Origin of the sequence: Streptomyces sp. NPDC052236 (assembly GCF_044548015.1) — a bacterium.
Classification (GTDB): Bacteria; Actinomycetota; Actinomycetes; order Streptomycetales; family Streptomycetaceae; genus Streptomyces.
Genome location: NZ_JBIUBL010000003.1, coordinates 389,389 through 407,592, shown reverse-complemented (window position 1 = coordinate 407,592; position 18,204 = coordinate 389,389). Strand labels below are relative to the sequence as shown.

Below are 18,204 nucleotides of genomic sequence, written 5' to 3'. Positions count from 1 at the left end.
CGACAAGACACCCGAAAGCTACCTCGCCGGCCTCGAACTTCGCGCCTCGATGATCTGGCTCGAGGACCTCTTGCGAGCAGCCGATTGATCACGACATCACACAGGCCCTAGTCGTCCAGTAGCCAGGTGAGGACGCGCGGCAGCGCGTGCAGCGCGTCGAAGTGCGCGGCGGTCGGTTCCAGGACGGCCGTCGCGCCCGGGATGCGCTTGGCGAGCCAGCGGGAGTGGCCCACGGGTGAGAAGACGTCCTTCTCCCCGTGCCAGAGCATCACCGGGCCCTTGATGTCGGCCGGGTCGAAGCCCCAGGGGCTGCAGAAGGCGAGCGCGTCGTCGATCCAGCCGTAGGCCGAACTGCGCAGCGCCTCCTGGTAGTTGCGCAGCAGCATGGACCTGACTCCGAAGTCCGCCACGACCATCCGGTCGGAGTCGGTCAGCTCCCTGCGCAGATCGTCGAGGAGGCGGATCGGGTCCTTCCTGATCTCGGCGGAGCGCAGGATGAACCGCTCCGCCAGACCGGCCGGGTCGATCGACGCGGTGGTGTACTCGGTGACGTTGGACGCGGCCATGCCCTCGTACCAGTCAAGACCGTCCGCGTCCTTGGGGGCGAGCGTGACCAGCGCGGCGGTACGGGTGACCCGTTCGGGCATCAGGGCGGCGCAGGCCAGCGCGTGCGGGGCGCCGCCCGAGCGGCCCACCACGGCGAACCGGTCCAGGTCCAGTGCGTCGGCTATCGCCCGTACGTCCTGTGTCACATCGGCGACACTGCGGCCGGCGAGACGGTCCGAACCGCCGTAACCGGGGCGGTCGTACGCGATCAGCTGCGTACCGCGCTGGTACAGCACCATGCCGCGCGGCGCCGGGCCGAGGCGGCTGCCGGGTGTGCCGTGCAGCAGGAAAACCGGCTTGCCGGAGGGATCCCCCAGTCGCTCCACCATCAGATGCCGCCCGTCCGTCGCGCGCACCCGACGTCGCACTCCCGAGCCCCCTTCGTCGTAGGTGCCCTATGCAGGCGTGAGCGTGGCATTCCCCACCGGTTCGATGATTACCCATCAAGGGCCTTTCGCGGGGGATCGAGTAGCGACCGCGATCGCGGTCCGGTCCCGAACAGAGGGAAACGAGACAGGACTAATCCCTACTCGATGGCTCTCTCGCTATGGAGTTCGATGTTCGCAAATGAAATCGACCATTGGGGTTACGCCCTGTGGAGGCGCTGTGAACGCCCCCGCTGTGTCGTGTGCGCGTCCTGATCCCGACCTTGTGTGCTACCGATCGGTATCGGGATAGTTGGCGCCACATCTTCCGTGTTCAGGCGCCCCACCTGCCCGGACACGGCCCCCACAGGAGGTCGATGTTGAAGCACCGACGCATATTCATGAGAAAAGCGGCAGTGGCGGGCGGCGCGGTCCTCGCTCTCGTAGCCGCGGGCGCCACCTTTCAGAGTGCGAACGCCAGTGGAAACACCGAGCCGTTCACAGCCAAGAGTCTGTCCGCGGTGGCGGCCGGAAACCTTGCTTCCACTCTTAGCGAAGATCTGGGCCAGGATCAGGCGGGCACGTACTACGACGCCAGGACGAAGTCCCTCGTCGTGAATGTCGTGGACGAGACGGCCGCCCAACTCGTGCGTGAGGCGGGTGGCACGGCGCGAATCGTGCGGAACACCCTCGCCGAGCTGACGACCGTCCGGGAGACCCTCGCCGACAAGGCGACCATTCCCGGCACCTCCTGGGCCGTGAACCCGGTCACCAACAAGGTGGCCGTCACCGCCGACCGTACGGTCACGGGCGCCGAGTGGACCAGGCTCAGCGAGGTGGTGAAGGGGCTGGGCGCCAAGGCGGAGCTGAAGAAGTCCGCCGGAGAGCTCAAACCGCTCCTCGCCGGCGGCGACGCCATCTACGCGGGCGACGCGCGTTGCTCGGTCGGCTTCAACGTCGTCAAGGACGGTGAGCCGCACTTCATCACCGCGGGTCACTGCGGTCAGACCGGCAGCGAGTGGTCCGAAACCGCGGGCGGCGAGCCGATCGGCACGATGGTCGACTCGCAGTTCCCCGGCAACGACTTCGCGCTCGTCAAGTACACCGGCAGCACCCCGCACCCCAGCGAGGTCAATCTCTACGACGGCAGCTCGCAGCCGATCACCGGGGCGGGCGAGGCGACCATCGGCATGGAGGTGCGGCGCAGCGGCTCCACCACGCAGGTGCACGAGGGTGTGGTCATCGGACTCGACGCCACCGTGAACTACGACGACGGCAACGTCGTCCATGGCCTCATCCAGACCACGCTCTGCGCCGAGCCGGGTGACAGCGGCGGCTCGCTCTTCGTGGACGACACCGCGCTGGGGCTGACCTCGGGCGGCAGCGGCGACTGTTCCATGGGGGGTGAGACCTTCTTCCAGCCGGTGCCGGAGGCACTGAGCGTGTTCGGCGCCGAGATCGGCTGAATGGGGCATTTGTCGGCCCGCCACGACGGCAGTCGTGGCGGGCCGACGTGCTGTTCTCGCAGGTGGGAGGCGTGTGGAGGGGCGTGCGATGCCAGTCGTACGAATGTTCGAGAGAGTTGGTCTATGGTGGAGATGGGGGAGGTGAGACGAGCTGATTCAGGAGGTGCGGATGCCCGGGTTCACGCATCTGCACACCGTTTCCGGGTTCTCCCTGCGGTACGGGGCCTCGCACCCGGAGCGGCTTGCCGAGCGCGCCGCCGAGCGGTCCATGGGAGCCCTCGCGCTGACCGACCGCGACACCCTCGCGGGCACGGTCCGCTTCGCCAGGGCCTGCGCCCGGGCCGGAGTGCGATCGCTGTTCGGAGTGGACCTCGCGGTGGGCGAGCGCGCCGGCACCCGCGCCGAGGGGCAGCTCATGGAGCAGCCTGCGGAGCGGCCCACGGAGCGTCGACGTACACCGGTTCGCGGCGGGGCATTCGTGGACGAATCCGCACCCCGCGCCGTTTTCCTCGCCCGCTCCCGCCAGGGCTGGGCCGAGCTCTGCCGCATGATCACCCTCGCCCACGCGGCGGGTCACGGCAGCAGCCCGCTGCTGCCCTGGAGCGGCAACCACGGCGAGGACCTGACCGTGCTGCTCGGCCCCGCCTCCGAACTCGGCCGCGCGCTGGCCGCCGGCCGCCCCGACCGCGCGGCCGAGCTCCTCGCGCCCTGGCGGGAGAGCTACGGCGACCGGCTGCGCCTCGAAGTCGTTCACCACGGCCTGACGGGCACCGGCCCCGGCTCGCTCCGGCTCGCCGCCCGCACCCTCGGCTTCGCCGCCGAACAGGGCGTACGCCCCGTGCTGACCAATGCCGTCCGGTACGCCGACCAGGGGCAGGGCCCGGTCGCCGATGTCCTCGACGCGGCCCGCCGCCTCGTACCCATAGACCCGCGCAAGGGCCTCGACAGCGGAGAGCGCTGGCTCAAGGATCCGGCCGCGATGGCGCGTACCGCCGAGCGGGTCGCCGAAGCCGCCGGGTTCCGGCGCGACACCGCGTACCGGCTGCTCGCCATGACGGAGGAAGCGGCGGCCGAGTGCCTGGTCGACCCCGAGGACGATCTGGGGCTCGGCTCCGTCCACTACCCGGAACCGCAGCTGGTCGGCGCCGGGCTCCGTACCCCGCAGCGCGTACTGGCCTCCCGGGCCGCCGCCGGCATGGTGCTGCACGGCTACGACAACCGCCGCGAGTACTGGCAGCGACTGCACCACGAGCTCGACATCATCGCGCACCACGGAGTCGCCTCGTACTTCCTGACGGTCGCTCAAGTCGTCGACGACATCAAGAACATGGGCATCAGGGTCGCCGCGCGCGGCTCCGGGGCGGGCTCGCTCGTCAACCACCTCCTCGGCATCGCGCACGCCGACCCCGTCGAGAACGGGCTGCTGATGGAGCGCTTCCTGTCCAAGCGGCGGTTCGTGCTGCCCGACGTCGACATCGACGTGGAGTCCGCGCGCCGGCTTGAGGTCTACCGCGCGATCATCGACCGCTTCGGCGAGGAGCGGGTCGCGACCGTCGCCATGCCCGAGACGTACCGGGTGCGCCATGCGGTACGGGACGTGGGCGCCGCGCTCTCCATGGACCCCGCCGAGATCGACAGGATCGCCAAGTCCTTCCCGCACATCCGGGCGCGCGACGCCCGCGCGGCCATGGCGGAACTGCCCGAACTGCGCGACCTCGCCCGGGAAAAGGACCGGCACGGACGGCTCTGGGAACTGGTCGAGGCACTGGACGCGCTGCCGCGCGGTGTCGCCATGCACCCGTGCGGGGTGCTGCTCTCGGACGCCGCACTCCTCACGCGTACGCCGGTGATGCCCACCAGCGGCGAGGGCTTCCCCATGTCGCAGTTCGACAAGGACGACGTGGAGGACCTGGGGCTGCTCAAGCTCGACGTGCTGGGGGTGCGGATGCAGTCGGCGATGGCACACGCGGTCGCCGAGCTGCGGCGGACGACGGGGCAGGAGCTCGACCTGGACGACCCGGCGCAGGTGAAGCCGGACGACCCGGAAACGTACCGGCTCATCCAGTCCACCGAGACGCTGGGCTGCTTCCAGATCGAGTCGCCGGGCCAGCGCGATCTGGTCGGCCGGCTGCAGCCCACGTCCTTCGGCGACCTGGTTGTCGACATCTCCCTCTTCAGGCCGGGACCGGTTGCGGCCGACATGGTCCGGCCGTTCATCGAGGCCCGGCACGGCCGGGCGCCCGCCCGCTATCCGCACCCGGACCTGGAGGAATCGCTGCGCGAGACGTACGGCGTGGTCGTCTTCCATGAGCAGATCATCGAGATCGTGAACATCATGACCGGCTGCGGCCGGGGCGAGGCCGACCGGGTGCGGCGCGGGCTGTCCGACCTCGAGTCGCAGGGGAAGATCAAGATCTGGTTCGCGCAACGCGCGGCGGAGAGGGGTTACGAGCCCGAGGTGATCGCCCGCACCTGGGAGATTGTCGAGGCGTTCGGCTCGTACGGCTTCTGCAAGGCGCACGCGGTGGCCTTCGCGGTGCCGACGTACCAGTCGGCGTGGCTGAAGGCGCACCATCCGGCGGCCTTCTACGCCGGGCTGCTCACGCACGACCCGGGGATGTACCCCAAGCGGCTGCTGCTGGCGGACGCGCGGCGGCGCGGAGTGCCGGTGCTGCCGCTGGATGTGAACCGGTCCGCGGTCGGACATCGAATCGAACTGGTGTCTGATGGGCCTGACGGTGTGTGGGGTTTGCGGCTGGCGCTCTCGGACGTCTATGGCATCAGCGATGCCGAGGTGGCGCGGATCGAGGCCGGGCAGCCCTACTCCTCACTGCTGGACTTCTGGCAGCGGGCCCACCCCTCACGGCCGGTCGCCGAACGGCTGGCGCAGGTCGGCGCGCTGGACGCGTTCGGGGGCAACCGGCGCGATCTGCTGCTGCACCTCGCGGAACTTCACCGGGCGCAGCGGGGCCACCAGGGCCACGGGGGCCACCCGGGCCACCGGGGTTCGGGCGCCCGTGGCGGCCAGCTCCCGCTGTCCGAGTCCGACGGTCAGCAGACGGCCCTCGTCGGACTCCCGGACCTCAGCGATGCGGAACGTCTCAGCGCCGAGCTGGGCGTCCTCGGCATGGACGCGTCCCGCCATCTGATGGAGGATCACTACGCCTTCCTGAAGGAGCTGGGAGTGCTCTCGGCCCAGCGGCTGCGCTCGGCCAGGCACGGACAGACGGTGCTGGTCGCGGGCGCGAAGGCGGCCACCCAGACCCCGCCGATCCGGTCCGGCAGGCGGGTCATCTTCACCACGCTGGACGACGGTACGGGCCTGGTCGACCTGGCCTTCTTCGACGACAGTCACGCGGTGTGCGCGCACACCGTCTTCCACTCCTGGCTGCTGCTGGTGCGCGGGGTGGTGCAGCGGCGCGGTGCGCGCAGCATCAGCGTGGTCGGCGCGGCGGCGTGGAACCTGGCGGAGCTGGTGGAGCTGCGGCGTACGGGCGGGCTCGACGCGGTCGCGGAGCGGCTGGCAGCTCCGTCTCCGTCTCCGTCGGCAGCTCCTACGGAGGATTCCGGCCGCCGCATCCACCTGCCCACGGGCTACGAGATGAACCCCTGGGCGGACCTCCAGCCGCCGGGCGAAGGAGCCGCCACGATCGGACGGAAGCTGTGGCATCAGAGCGCGGGGAGTGCGGGATGATCCTCTGCGTACGACTCGGGGTCGAAGCGGCGCTGCCCGCGCTCCTCGCCCTGGCCGAGGACATCAGCCCGGTCGTGCAGGCGCTCCCACCGGACGCCGCGCTCATCGACGTCCGCGGCGCCGAACGCTACTTCCGCCGGGACGCGGCCCAGCTCGCCTCGCTGCTACGGGTACGGGCGCTCGCGCACTGCGGGGTGGACTGCGCGATCGGGGCGGGCCCGAACCCGATGCTGGCCAGGATGGCGGCGCGGCTGGCCGCGGCCGGGACGACCCTGGTGGTACGGGAGGACGAGGTCGCCGGGTTCCTGGCCGGCCGGCCGGTCGGCGCGCTGGAGGGAGTCGGGACGGCGACGGCCCGCAACCTGAGCGCGTACGGCCTCGACACGGCCGGCCGCGTCGCCGCCGCGCCGCTCGCCGTGCTCCAGCGGCTCGTCGGGGTGAAGGCCGGGCGCGAGCTGTGGGAGAAGGCGCGCGGCATCGACCGTACGACGGTCGTCCCGAACGCCGCGGCGCGCTCGATCACCGCCGAACGTGCCTTCTCGCGCGATGAGTTGGACCCCGTACAGCACCGCAGGGCACTGCTCTCGCTCGCCGAGGAACTGGGTACGAGGATGCGCGGCGACGGCCAGGTGTGCCGGTCGCTGGCGCTCAACGTGCGGTACGCGGACCGGTCCACGACGACGCGTACGCGCACCCTGCGCGAGCCGACCGCGCACTCGGCGGCGCTCACCGGTGTGGTGTACGGGATGCACGAGTCGCTCGGCCTGCAACGGGCACGGGTGCGGGGTCTGGCGCTGCGGGCGGAGGACCTGACGCCGGTCGAGCGGGCGGCGCGGCAGCTGACGTTCGACCCGGCGGACGAGCGGGCGCGGCGGATCGAGGCGGTGGCGGACAAGGCACGGGCGAGGTTCGGCCCCGGGGTGATTGTGCCGGGCTCGCTGGCCGCGTAATTTCCTTCGGCGAGCTGCAGTTTTTACCGACGCGTAACTTCCCTTTCTTCATTACCGCCGCGTAACTTGTTGTGAGCACAACAACCCCCCATCAGTTCGAATCCAGCCATCGCTACTCCCTTGAGCCGCAAGGAGATTGCTCGATGCTGCCCTGGAAACGTGCGCTCAGACCGGTCGCCGCCCTGCTGCTGACTGTGTCTGCCGCGTTAATCCCCGCCACTTCCGCCACCGCTGCCTCCGCACCTCACAGCGGTTGGAACAACTACTCCTGCAAGCCTTCCGCCGCCCACCCCCGACCCATCGTCCTGGTCCACGGAACCCTCGCGAACTCGGTCGACAACTGGCTCGGCCTCGCGCCGTACCTGGTGGGGCGCGGTTACTGCGTCTTCAGCCTCGACTACGGGCAGCTCCCCGGCGTGCCGTTCTTCCACGGCCTCGGCCCGATCGACAAGTCGGCCGAACAGCTCGACACGTACGTGGACAAGGTCCTCACCGCGACCGGCGCGCCCGAAGCTGACCTGGTGGGCCACTCGCAGGGCGGCATGATGCCGCGCTACTACCTCAAGTTCCTGGGCGGGGCCGCCAAGGTGAACGCGCTGGTGGGCATCGCCCCCGACAACCACGGCACGACGCTGGGCGGCTTGACCAAGCTGCTGCCGTATTTCCCGGGTGCGGAGGACCTGATCAAGACTCTCCCGGCGGGACTGACCGACCAGGTCGCCGGCTCGCCCTTCCTCACCAAGCTCAACGCGGGCGGTGACACGGTGCCAGGGGTGCGGTACACGGTCATCGCCACGCGCTACGACGAGGTGGTGACGCCGTACCGCTCGCAGTACCTGACGGGACCGGACGTACGGAATGTGCTGGTGCAGGACCTGTGTGCGCTGGACCTGTCGGAGCATGCGCTGTTAGGGCTGGTCGACCGGATCGCGTTCCATGAGGTGGCGAACGCGCTGGACCCGGGGCGGGCGACGCGTACGACGTGCGCGTCGGTCTTCGACTGAGTATCTGCCGTCCGTTCCTACGGGAACGGACGGCAGGTGCGTGTCAGGCCTTGCGCCGGACGGTGCCGAACATCGCGGCTCCACCGATGGCGATGGCGACGGCGCCGCCGATGGCGATGTATGGGGTGCTGCTGCCACCACCGGTCTCGGCGAGGCTCACACCGGCGGCGGCCTTGGGTACGGCGGCCTCCGTAACCGCCTCCTTGGCGTCATCGCCACCGTGCCCGGCGTGATCGACCGTGGACTTGTCCGCACTGTCCGCGATCTGCTCCGCGGAGGGCGCGGAGGCGACGGGAGCAGCCACGGCGTGCTTGCCCTGGCCGAAAACGACGTCGGAGCAGGTGTAGAAGGCCTCGGGGGAGTCAGAGCGCTGCCAGATCGAGTAGACGAGATGACGCCCGGACTTGTTCGGAACGACGCCGTTGAAGACGTACGCACCGTTCTCCAGCGTGGGATTGGTGACCTTGGCGAACGGTTTCGCTTCCAGGTCTGACCACTTGAGAGGCTTGGTCGGGTCGTACCCGTCCTTGGTGAGGTACAACTCGAAGGAACCCTTGTGCGGGGCGGTCGCCTTGTAGCGGAAGGTGCGATTGCCGGAGGCGAAGGGTGAGGACGGCCAGTCGCCCCGGGCGAGGTCGAGCCCCTTGTACTTGTCGCGACCCGCGCTGCACAGCTTGCCGTCCGGTATCAACTGCTGGTGATTCCCGGCGGCATTGGCGATATTGACTTCGTTCCAGTCATAGAACGCCTGCGTCCCACTGGCCGCGACAGCGGCCTTGCACGCCGCCGAATCGGGACTCTCGGGACCCTCCGCAAAACAGGCGGATACCCGACTCACGGGATCGGTCATCGACCCGTGCGCCACGGCCGGCCCGGCAACGACCCCGAGGAGAGCGAAGGGCACGACGCCAAGGGCGGCGACGGAGGTGACCTTACGGCGAGCGGTCATGGCGACGTACTCCTTCAAGCATGAACGGCATGGGGGAGACCGGGGAATGGGCTCCAGCCCCGGTGATGAGCAAGCTAGCCGCTCAGACCGTTGAAATCGCCTGCTGGGAGGGGGTGATGGCGATCCTTATGGCCCCTTTAAGGCGACGCTAAGAGAGGGCTCAGGAACGTTGCGGAGCGCACCCGACTGACCGCGTGCTTCAAGTGTGCGCCGTCCGTAGTCGTCCAGAGGGAGCCACGTCGTGTCGCCACCAGTGGCTCCCCGTTGGCTCCCAGCAGGACTACTGCGGCTTGTGGCGCAGGAACTGGCACACCGCTCTGGGCGTCTGGATGGCCCCGTGTTCAGGGCCTCGTGACCAGCAGCGACACAGCCGTCCTTGGTCGTTGACCTTGGCCAACCTTCCCTACGTTATTGGGACGGGATGAGCGAGCCCTTCGGTGGCCCCAAACGCACGGCTCCGGAGAGATGGGCCGATCCCGCAGCACAGGGCCGCCGACCTGCGAGGAAGCGATTGGAGCTCTGACTGAGCCGCCCGTGGACCCGCCAGTCCATCGGAAGTAGTCGTTCCGCAGTGCGTGAGCTCCGTCAACGTGTCCAATGTCGGCTTTCGGCCTGTTGGCTCGTTTGGTGCTCTATCCGTATTGAGGGCGTCTGGTCACTCTGTCGGAGAGTGACCAGGCACGTCGTTGACTGGGTGCACACGGCACTAGGGGGTGGCCGGTGGCTTACGTCCCGATATTGAAAGCCAAGGCAGGCGAGTTTCAGGCACTTGAGAATGCAACAGCAGAAGTCCGCTCCCGCATGCGTCCAGTCCTAGAGCTCGTCCCCGATCCCGAGCTGGTCAGGGATCAGCTTGAGATTTTTAGCGATCGCGCGATGGATGCGATCCCAACCGGGGTGGTGTTGACCGTTGACTGCGGAGCCCTACCCGCGACGCGGGTCCTCGAAGGCGACAGCGGAGGTCCCATCGCGCGCCTGAGCGAATCGCTGGACCTTAGAGGCGTTGCCATGTGCCCGGTGGTCCGCACCACTGACACTGACGATGTCCTTCGCGAAGCAGCAGACGCCAACGCCCGTCATCGGCGTGGCGCTTGCTTACGCGTTGCGACAGATTCAGGCGAAGCCCTCCCGGATGAAGGGCAGATCCGGGGAACGCTCCGCGCACTCCGTCTCGATCCAGAAGAGGTAGACATCCTCATTGACGCAGGTCCCGTTCAGTCTGGTGTCGGAATGAGTGGCCTGGCAGAGCGAGTCTTGGAACTCCTCGATCTACTGGCACAGTGGCGATGGCGTCATGAGTGTGTAGCTGCCGGCGCCTTCCCTGCCAACCTGACGGGCTTTCCCCGCGGTCAGGCAACGCCTGTGGGCAGACTGGATTTGCAGCTCTGGAAGCGAGTTGCCCAACAGCGGCACGGCAAGCCACCAGACTTTGGGGACTTCGGCGTCACACATCCTCGTATGCCAACCCAGAGCCGAGGGACGCCAGACCCGAACATGCGCTACACGACATCAGATTGCTGGCAGGTCTTCGTCTATCCACGCGTGCGCTCGGGGAACGACGACTTCTTCACCCTGAGCCGCGACCTCGTCTCCTCGCCTCACTGGCCCGCGACCGGTCCGCGAACCTCCTGGGGGGACGCACGGCTACACGAGTGCGCAAACCGGCAGCGGCTGAAGGCGGGCGGCGGGACGCAGTGGCGAGCATGGGCAACGTCTCACCACCTGGCGGTGGTGACTATGGAGCTTGCAGCCTGGGGCACCCCTTAAGTAGCCGTTAGCTCCTGGGCCGGTCGTTGCACTGGGTTCGCGACCTCTTCGTCCCGAAGCAACTTGGGCGTGCGCTCGACCTCGGGCCGGTGTCTCTCTCGCATGCTGTGATGGTCCGCAGGTGTGTGCGGTTGTCTGCTGCTGTGTGTCGGCGTTGTCGCTCGGTTAGACACTCACCCACCCTGCTCTTCATGCATGACCGTGCGGGAGTGGCCAAGATTTACCCGGCATGGCAGGGCTCGCCTGAGTGCAGTGGAGCCAGGTCGCGGCCGCCGAGTGCTGCCGCTGTCCGTAGCCGTTGATGTCAGCGCTGGACGGCAATGGAACAACTCGGGCACGACTTCCGAAGGCTCTTACGGCCGTCGGCCCAGCTCCACTAGATATGTGAGCCAGCACTCTAACGACTGCAGTGGCACTAAGAATTGTGGCCATGCAACTCAAGCAACGCCGAGATGAGCTTTGGGACTGAGCTATGCGGATTTGGTGGAGCGTGCTTTGCTTTAACCTCTTCGCATCTAGAGGCGCGAGCCATGGCTTCCGGGTATTTTTCATAGGGGAATCCATCCGGCATACTCTTTCCGGTGAAGCCCTGTTTTCGTAGGAGTTTAGAAAGTGTGGCTGCATTTATCCATGATGCGCGGTTCTCGAAATGCCACAGTAGCCAAATTTCGAAGCACGGTGAGCTGATCGCTATTTCGATGCTCAAACGGCTGGCTTCGATGCATGCCCTCTCAAGACTGGCGTGTTCGTCCACATCCACCACGCACCAGACTGCATCAAAGGGGTCCCCGCCTTTTTCCTCTAAATCTCGAAGTCTTTTCGCTTCTTTTACCACGCTTAAAGGATCTCGACCGACTCCGACTGGTTTGACGCTGACTACTCGGACGGCTTTGGCCCTCATTAGTGCGGTGAATTTCTCGAAATACTGTGGCTCCGTGTTAACGCCTTCAGCAGCGATAAGAATCTTCGTGTACTCGGATCGCTTGTTTTTCGACTTCGAGATCTTTTGGGGGCCGCGCAACTGGCGAAGATTCACGCTTGAGCCTCCATCTGCAGAGACGCGAGCAATTCCTCCCAAGCGAGCGTGGGGACCGCCCCGTACCTTCCGCCGAGATACCGGCGTTCTATATTATGGTCCTTCTTGACGGGGAAATCCGTCAGAGGATAGATTTCCGTGACTCCATCGGGAGATTTCTCGGCAAACCACATCTCCTCCCTGTCTAGGCCATCACCGGAGAGGTGTCCCATTAGGGAAGTGTCGTGTGAGGTGAATACAAGCTGGGCCCCAAGGGGGTTGATCTTCGGGGACTTGAACATGGCGATGAGTGCCGACGCGAGCCTCGGGTGCAGGCTGGAGTCGAGTTCGTCCACGAGCAGTACTCCGCCGTACTTAATCTCTCGCAGTGCCGGCAATGCAAGAGAAAGCCACGCGACCGTACCGCTGCTCTCATCGCTTAGTGCTAGATTGTGAGAATCCTCGGGGGATGATCCTTTATGCCAGAAGCTGATCACCTTCCTTTGCTCTTCCAGGAAGTTGGCGAAGAATTCTTCTTCATCATCCCCCTCCTCTAGAATGGCTTTCATTGCCCTATGCATGCTCGACTTAGTCTTCTCGTCGATTTCAATTTCCTCCAACGAGAGACGATGGATCCCCAGATCGGCGAAGCGCAGCAAAGTTTGGGCCTGCTGTAGAGCTTCCTTGTCTTCTATCCATTTCTTAACCGACATGATTCGACTCTGTTTATAGAATTCGGAAAATGCAGCATAGGGCAAATGCTTGGTCAGGTAGTGGTGAATTCGCCGCAAGTAGGCGTGGTTGGCCATGCTTGCCGTGGAGAGGTAAAGGTTATAGCTTCCCATCAGGCGGGAAATTCGAACATTTTCTCCTCTAAGGTTCCTGCTAAACGTCACGTCGTCTGACTCCGGGCCGCTCCTCTCGAAGAGGATGCGGCGTCGGCCCTCTGGAAATGAGTAAAGCCACTCGGAGGCGACCCCCTTGGAGCTGCTTTCGAAGCCGTATGCATGGCGCGTCCCCTTGACCGTGAAGTCGAATTCGTATGCGGAGGTTTCCCTTTTGGAGTCCTTGTCGAGCAGGAAGGGGGCGTGAGGGAAGGATTTTCGATCGCTCCAGTTGGCGGAATTTTTGATGGCTTTCACGGCGAAATCCATTGCATCTAGGAGTGTGGTTTTCCCTGACGCATTGGGTCCGAAAATGCCGACGACACGATTAGTCACCGAGCTCCAGTCGCCATCCTTGGGGCGTACTCCTTCGAAGCTTGACTTGGTGAGCACGAGTTCAGTGGTGTCACGGATGGACTTGTGGTTGGTGACACGGAACCTCAGAAGCATGACTACCTCACAGGCTAGGTGCAGTTTCATCCAGTTGTAGGACGATTACCGCCCTGATCTCACCTCAAACCGTACGCCTTGTGTAGCTACACCGCTAGCTGCATCTGCCTAAAGCCGTGGAGCCGACCGCCCCAGCCACAGAGGGTGCCTACCCCTTCTGTCCGCTCGCGTCGAAGCGGCCATGCGCGCCATCGCCCGCGACGCTCACCTGCCCGGTATCCCGCTGGCAACCAGTCCGTCACCATCAAGGACAACCCGGGCGGTCCGCTTCCGCTCAGTTGCGCTTCGCAGCCCGCGGTCGTCGCCATGATGCTCGACCAACTCGACGTCGAACCCGGCGATCACGTCTTGGAGATCGGTGTCGGCACCGGTTACAACGCCGCGCTCCTCGACCATCTCACCGGACCGTCAGGTGAAGTGACTTCTGTCGACATCGATGCGGATGTAACCGCGCACGCCCGCGCTGCCCTCGACGCCACCGGGCACCACCGCGTTCGCGTCCTCACCCGTGACGGTGCTCTCGGCGCACCCGAAAATGCTCCCTACCAGCAGGTCATCGCCACGGTCGGTGTATGGGACCTGCCCGCTCCCTGGTGGGACCAGATCGCTGACGGCGGTCGGCTCGTCCTGCCGCTGCGCTGGCGCGGGCAGACCCGGTCCGTGGCTTTCACCCGCCACGGCGACCAGATGGTGTCGGACTCCGTCGAACTGTGCGGATTCGTTCCTATGATCGGCCAGGACGGCGAGCGCGAAGGCACCATCGATTCCGATGGCGACGTGACCCTGTACTGGGACGCCGACCAGGACATCGACACCAAGCGACTGGACGGCGTCCTTGACGCGCCCGCCGAGACAGTCTGGACGGACGTGACCGTGGGGGCCGAGGAACCCTTCGACGGTGTGTGGCTCCGCCTGAGCGCCAGCGAGCAGGGAACCTGCCGTATCGAAGCAAAACCCGCCGCGATGGAGGCGGGACTGCGCCGCCCGGCTGTCCCCATCCGCACCGCCGCTCTCGTACAGGATTCCTCCCTGGCGTACATGATCACAGAGCGTGTGGAGAACGAAGAAGAGCCAGACTTCCGCCTCGGCGCCATCGGTTACGGGCCAGTGGGCGAAGACCTCGCCTTTCTCCTGAGTTGTCAGATCCGCGCCTGGGGCGAGGACAGAACCGCCCAGCCCGTCATGACCGTCTACCCGGCGGGCACACCTCACGAGAAGGTGAGCGCCGGATACGTCATCGCCAAGCCGTCCTGCCGCTTGGTCATCGCCTATCGGGAGCCAACGGACGAAACATGAATGCGCGGCCCACAAGTCAAGGCACAAGAGGCCGAATGTCAGCGGCAAACTGGTGCGGGCCGGAACGTGCAGGGCCCGGCATGACCACGCGGTGAGTGTCGCCGCAGCACCACAGGAGACGACGAATGACTGACTACTACCCGTACCGCATCACGGCCAGAAGAGGGGACCTGACTCTGATCTGGCGGCCCGGCGAGGGCGACGACCCCGACATGCTCATCGTCGACGACCGCGGACGGCTCCTCGCGTTCCATGACCTCAAGGCGCTGGAGGAGTGCTGTGATCGCAACGGCTGGGAGCTCCTCTCGGAAGAGGAAGCCACTCTGGATCTGGCCCCAGTACGGCAGTGGGTCGAGCAGCCCCGCCATGACGCGGTGTCGGCGGGGCTGCTGCTGAATGCGTGGAACTTCTTCGAAGATCTCTCCCGCAGCGTGCAGGCGGGCTCACCGCTTCCCCCGCAAGGACCGGTCCACGACAGCGCCTACGAGAAGATATTCGGCGGCGACGCTCTCGCGGCGGACGGTGGCGAGGGAGCCTGGACGGACGAAGAGACCGCGGCGGTGAGCGAACTCCTCCGCGCGGGACTGGACCTGTGGGAACAGGCCGTGCGGAACCACTTCCGCCCGGCGGACCTGGAGGCTGTCAGCCCGCCGCTCCCCGTGCCCGCAACTGGGGCGGGCGAGCAGTCGGGGCCGCTGCCAGAGGCTGACGGGACCACCGGCCCGCGATGACCGCGCACACCATCAACTGCATCTGGTGGTACAGCATGAGCGGAAGGATCACCGGCGCGGCGGAGGCCCCGAAAAGCACCGCCGCCATCGGAAGCCCCGTCGCCAGGCTCTTGTTCGAGCCGCAGAAGACGATGGTGATCCTGTCCTCCCTGTTGAACCCCAGGCGCCGCGCGGCGAACGACGTCGTCGTGAGGGCCAGGGCCAGCAGGGCGGCGGCCAGGCTGAGCAGCGCGAGCAGGCGTAGCGGTGTGACCTGGCGCCAGATGCCCTCCGCCATGCCCCTGCTGAAGGCCGTGTAGACGACCAGAAGGATCGAGGCCTTGTCGAGGCGGGCGAGCCGCTTCTTGTGGCGCCCGACGAATCCCCCGATCCAACGGCGCGCCACTTGCCCGGCAAGGAAAGGAAGCAGGAGCTTGACCGTGATGGACAGCAGCCCGTCCGGCGAGAAGCTGACGGTGGAGCCGATCAGCCAGGCCGCGAGCAGCGGGGTGGCGACCATTCCGAACAGGCTGGAGTACGTGCCCGCGCAGATGGCGGCCGGGACATTGCCCCGGGCCGTGGCCGTGAGCGCGATCGACGACTGGACGGTCGACGGGACGACACAGAGGAAGAGGAGACCGGTGTAGAGCCGGTCGGTGAGTAGATACGGGACGAGACCGCTCGCGGCCAGGCCCAGCAGCGGGAACAGTACGAAAGTGCTCGCCCCCACCACGAGGTGGAGCTTCCACTGCCGCAGGCCGTCCACCGCCTCGCGGGTGGAGAGCCGTGCCCCGTACAGGAAGAAGAGCAGGCCGATGGCGACATCGGCCGCGCTGCCCACGGCGAGGGCCGCCCGGCCGGTCGCGGGCAGCAGTGCCGCGAGGGCGACCGTACCGAGGAGGGCGGCGACATAGGGGTCGACCGCCCTCCACAGCCGGCCCGGCCACGAGAGCAGCCAGGACACCGGCTTCACCTCACTCACCATCACCGTTCTCGCCCTGCCAGGGCGGGTGGCCGATCGTCCCGATCCAGCTGAGCGGGGAGGGGGAGGACCCCTGTTCGGGGGCGCTGGTGGAGCCGGGGGCGGTGGCGGGGGCGGATGTGTCCCCGGTCTGGACGTCGATGGCGCCGCCGCCCCCGTCGTGGTCGCTGCCCGCCGTGCCCTTGCTGTCGATCAGGGTGTTGAGCATGCGGTCCATCTCCAGCCAGGAGTCGGCCCGGGAGTTGTCGATCACCAACAGGCCGACGTTCCGGCCGGGGCCCGATCCGTCCGTTTCGGCTTCCGAGTCCTCGTCGGCCTGTGCGACGCCGGCGCCGCACAGGATGCTCGCGAGCGCCGCGACGAGGCCAATGACGCTCGCCGTGGATCCGCGCGGCAAGCGGGGTCCGTTATTGGTGTTTCGTTGCCGACCGGTTCCGGCCGCCCGTAAAGGATTCGATGACAAGGGATTGGGTCCATGACGTTAGTGAGGCTACGGATAGGGGGTGGGGGAGGGGCCCGGATTCGTAACCCGGGCCGCCGGAGTCAGACGGGTGCCGGGGCCGAGGCGGGGATCGAAATCGGCTGCCGGCCGCGATGGTGTCTGCTGATATTCTTTTCCAACAATTCTGTGGATCCCTTTACCCCGATGGCTCCGGTTGCGCTGGTGTCGGGCAGCCGTCCGTCGGCCATTTTCAGATCGACCAGCGCACCGTTGATCGCGCCATGCGCGGCGAAAAGACACGGGGTGCTGTAGATGGCGACATCCACACCCAGTTCGGAGAGCTCAGTGAGGGAAAGCCTCGGCGACTTCCCGCCCGCGATCTGGTTGAACAGCAGGGGCTTGTCGCCGACGACCGTACGGATCTTGCGGATCCACTCCACGCTCCGCACCCCGTCGACGAGGATGACGTCCGCGTCGGTCTCCGCGAGTGCCGTCGCCCGCCGTACGATCTCCGGCTCGTCCGTCGCGTCCGTACGGGCCACCACCAGCAGGTCCTCCCGGCTCTGCAGCACCAGGTGGAGCTTCTCCAGGTACTCCTCCAGCGGCAGGATCAGCTTGCCGTCCGCGTGCCCGCAGCGGCGCGGTCGCTTCTGGTCCTCCAGGATCACTCCGGAAGCCCCGGCGCGCTCCAGCCGCTGCACCACATGGCAGGCGACCTCGGGGTCCACGTATCCGTCGTCGATGTCCACCAGCATGTGGTGCCCGGGGAAGGCCATTCGCAGCCGCTCGGCGAAGGCGATCATGTCGGGCCAGGCAATGTAACCGATGTCGGGGAGGCCGTAGTGGGAAGCGGCGAACCCGAAGCCGGAGACGAAGAATCCGTTGTAGTGCTGGGCCGCGATGGACGCGGAATACATATCGTAAATTCCGATGAGCGGCGTTGTCTGCGGTGATTTAACTGCTTCCCGCAAGGCATTTCCGTAGCGCATGGCTCTCCCCTCGGACGGAAAAGTCTGACGAGCCAAGCTTTCCAGAAAGCCAAGGGCAAGTAACGCGACACGCCGTGGCGTTACTAGGTTTGGTAAAAATTGATCAATATTGCACAATTAATACGGACCGATAATTGGCTATTCCTTTTCGTGTCGCGGCAACAATCCCGCCCTCACTCGCCGTACGTCGCCCGCAGCGCCCCCTCCACCGCCGACAGGGCCGCCGCCCGCGTCAGGCCCAGGCGGCGCGCCTGTTCCGCGTACGCCGCCGCCGCCGACGCCGCCTGGCGTTCGGCCGCGTCGCCCGCCGCCGCCACGAACGTGCCGTTGCGGCCCCGGGTCTCGATCACTCCGTCCGCCTCCAGGGCGCGGTAGGCCTTGGCGACCGTGTTCGCGGCGAGGCCCAGGTCTTCCGCCAGGCCGCGCACGGTCGGCAGTTTGTAGCCCACCGGCAGCGCGCCCGACCGCGCCTGTTCGGAGATCTGCGTACGCAGCTGTTCGTACGGCGCGACGGCCGCACCGGCATCAAGAACGATCTTCAAGGTCACAGATGAATTCTCTCCCACGTCTCTCCCACGACGGACGGACTCATGGGAAAAAATGGGAGGCAGTGCCACCCGGCGGGCCCGTACCGT

15 protein-coding genes are annotated in these 18,204 nt (G+C 66.6%); 7 read left to right on the top strand and 8 right to left on the bottom strand.

Annotation, left to right across the window (positions count from 1 at the left end):
- Positions 1-107 precede the first annotated feature (107 nt).
- A complete protein-coding gene (locus ACIHCQ_RS08815; RefSeq protein ID WP_399659155.1) occupies positions 108-974 on the bottom strand; it encodes an alpha/beta fold hydrolase in 867 nt (288 codons plus the stop codon).
- Positions 975-1,351: 377 nt separating this feature from the next.
- Here ACIHCQ_RS08815 and ACIHCQ_RS08810 point away from each other — a divergent pair, with 377 nt between their 5' ends.
- The 4 genes from ACIHCQ_RS08810 (at position 1,352) to ACIHCQ_RS08795 (ending at position 8,085) form a co-directional block, all read left to right on the top strand.
- On the top strand, positions 1,352-2,437 hold the full coding sequence (locus tag ACIHCQ_RS08810) for a S1 family peptidase (RefSeq protein WP_399659200.1): 1,086 nt from the start codon (positions 1,352-1,354) through the stop codon (positions 2,435-2,437).
- Between the two features lie 169 nt (positions 2,438-2,606).
- Positions 2,607-6,131 (top strand): DNA polymerase III subunit alpha, encoded by a 3,525-nt coding sequence (locus ACIHCQ_RS08805; RefSeq protein WP_399659154.1) that lies wholly within the window; start codon positions 2,607-2,609, stop codon positions 6,129-6,131.
- Positions 6,128-7,081, top strand: a complete 954-nt coding sequence (locus tag ACIHCQ_RS08800; RefSeq protein ID WP_399659152.1) for a DNA polymerase thumb domain-containing protein — start codon at positions 6,128-6,130, stop codon at positions 7,079-7,081. The genes ACIHCQ_RS08805 and ACIHCQ_RS08800 overlap by 4 nt, the downstream gene beginning before the upstream one ends.
- 143 nt (positions 7,082-7,224) lie before the next feature.
- Positions 7,225-8,085 carry an esterase/lipase family protein gene (locus tag ACIHCQ_RS08795; RefSeq protein ID WP_399659150.1) on the top strand — a complete coding sequence of 287 codons (861 nt, stop codon included), beginning with the start codon at positions 7,225-7,227 and terminating at the stop codon, positions 8,083-8,085.
- Positions 8,086-8,128: 43 nt separating this feature from the next.
- Here the strand turns inward: ACIHCQ_RS08795 and ACIHCQ_RS08790 are convergent, their stop codons facing one another.
- Complete coding sequence (locus ACIHCQ_RS08790; RefSeq protein ID WP_399659148.1) at positions 8,129-9,034, bottom strand: lytic polysaccharide monooxygenase; 906 nt, start codon at positions 9,032-9,034, stop codon at positions 8,129-8,131.
- Positions 9,035-9,754: 720 nt separating this feature from the next.
- Between ACIHCQ_RS08790 and ACIHCQ_RS08785 the strand changes: the two genes are divergently transcribed.
- Positions 9,755-10,801, top strand: coding sequence for a beta family protein (locus ACIHCQ_RS08785; protein ID WP_399659147.1), 1,047 nt, complete (start codon positions 9,755-9,757; stop codon positions 10,799-10,801).
- Between the two features lie 415 nt (positions 10,802-11,216).
- Here ACIHCQ_RS08785 and ACIHCQ_RS08780 read toward each other — a convergent pair whose 3' ends face one another.
- Together ACIHCQ_RS08780 and ACIHCQ_RS08775 are read right to left on the bottom strand one after the other, a co-directional pair.
- A complete protein-coding gene (locus tag ACIHCQ_RS08780) occupies positions 11,217-11,837 on the bottom strand; it encodes an RloB family protein (RefSeq protein ID WP_399659145.1) in 621 nt (206 codons plus the stop codon).
- The gene (locus ACIHCQ_RS08775; protein ID WP_399659144.1) at positions 11,834-13,180 is read right to left on the bottom strand and encodes an ATP/GTP-binding protein; all 1,347 of its coding nucleotides are present in this window, start codon (positions 13,178-13,180) and stop codon (positions 11,834-11,836) included. Before ACIHCQ_RS08775 ends, ACIHCQ_RS08780 begins: the two co-directional genes overlap by 4 nt.
- A gap of 114 nt (positions 13,181-13,294) precedes the next feature.
- On the opposite strand from ACIHCQ_RS08775, the gene fxlM reads away from it, so the two are divergent.
- Together fxlM and ACIHCQ_RS08765 are read left to right on the top strand one after the other, a co-directional pair.
- Complete coding sequence (gene fxlM / locus ACIHCQ_RS08770) at positions 13,295-14,446, top strand: methyltransferase, FxLD system (protein WP_399659142.1); 1,152 nt, start codon at positions 13,295-13,297, stop codon at positions 14,444-14,446.
- Between the two features lie 125 nt (positions 14,447-14,571).
- Positions 14,572-15,177 (top strand): hypothetical protein, encoded by a 606-nt coding sequence (locus tag ACIHCQ_RS08765; RefSeq protein ID WP_399659140.1) that lies wholly within the window; start codon positions 14,572-14,574, stop codon positions 15,175-15,177.
- Here ACIHCQ_RS08765 and ACIHCQ_RS08760 read toward each other — a convergent pair.
- The 4 genes from ACIHCQ_RS08760 to ACIHCQ_RS08745 form a co-directional block, all read right to left on the bottom strand.
- Positions 15,089-16,141, bottom strand: a complete 1,053-nt coding sequence (locus ACIHCQ_RS08760; protein WP_399659138.1) for a bile acid:sodium symporter family protein — start codon at positions 16,139-16,141, stop codon at positions 15,089-15,091. The two genes, ACIHCQ_RS08765 and ACIHCQ_RS08760, sit on opposite strands and share 89 nt — an antisense overlap.
- The gene (locus tag ACIHCQ_RS08755; protein ID WP_399659136.1) at positions 16,131-16,535 is read right to left on the bottom strand and encodes a hypothetical protein; all 405 of its coding nucleotides are present in this window, start codon (positions 16,533-16,535) and stop codon (positions 16,131-16,133) included. Before ACIHCQ_RS08755 ends, ACIHCQ_RS08760 begins: the two co-directional genes overlap by 11 nt.
- Positions 16,536-16,681: 146 nt before the next feature.
- Positions 16,682-17,569 carry an oxaloacetate decarboxylase gene (locus ACIHCQ_RS08750; protein WP_399659135.1) on the bottom strand — a complete coding sequence of 296 codons (888 nt, stop codon included), beginning with the start codon at positions 17,567-17,569 and terminating at the stop codon, positions 16,682-16,684.
- A gap of 173 nt (positions 17,570-17,742) precedes the next feature.
- Positions 17,743-18,117, bottom strand: coding sequence for a GntR family transcriptional regulator (locus ACIHCQ_RS08745; RefSeq protein WP_399659134.1), 375 nt, complete (start codon positions 18,115-18,117; stop codon positions 17,743-17,745).
- Positions 18,118-18,204: the final 87 nt, after the last annotated feature.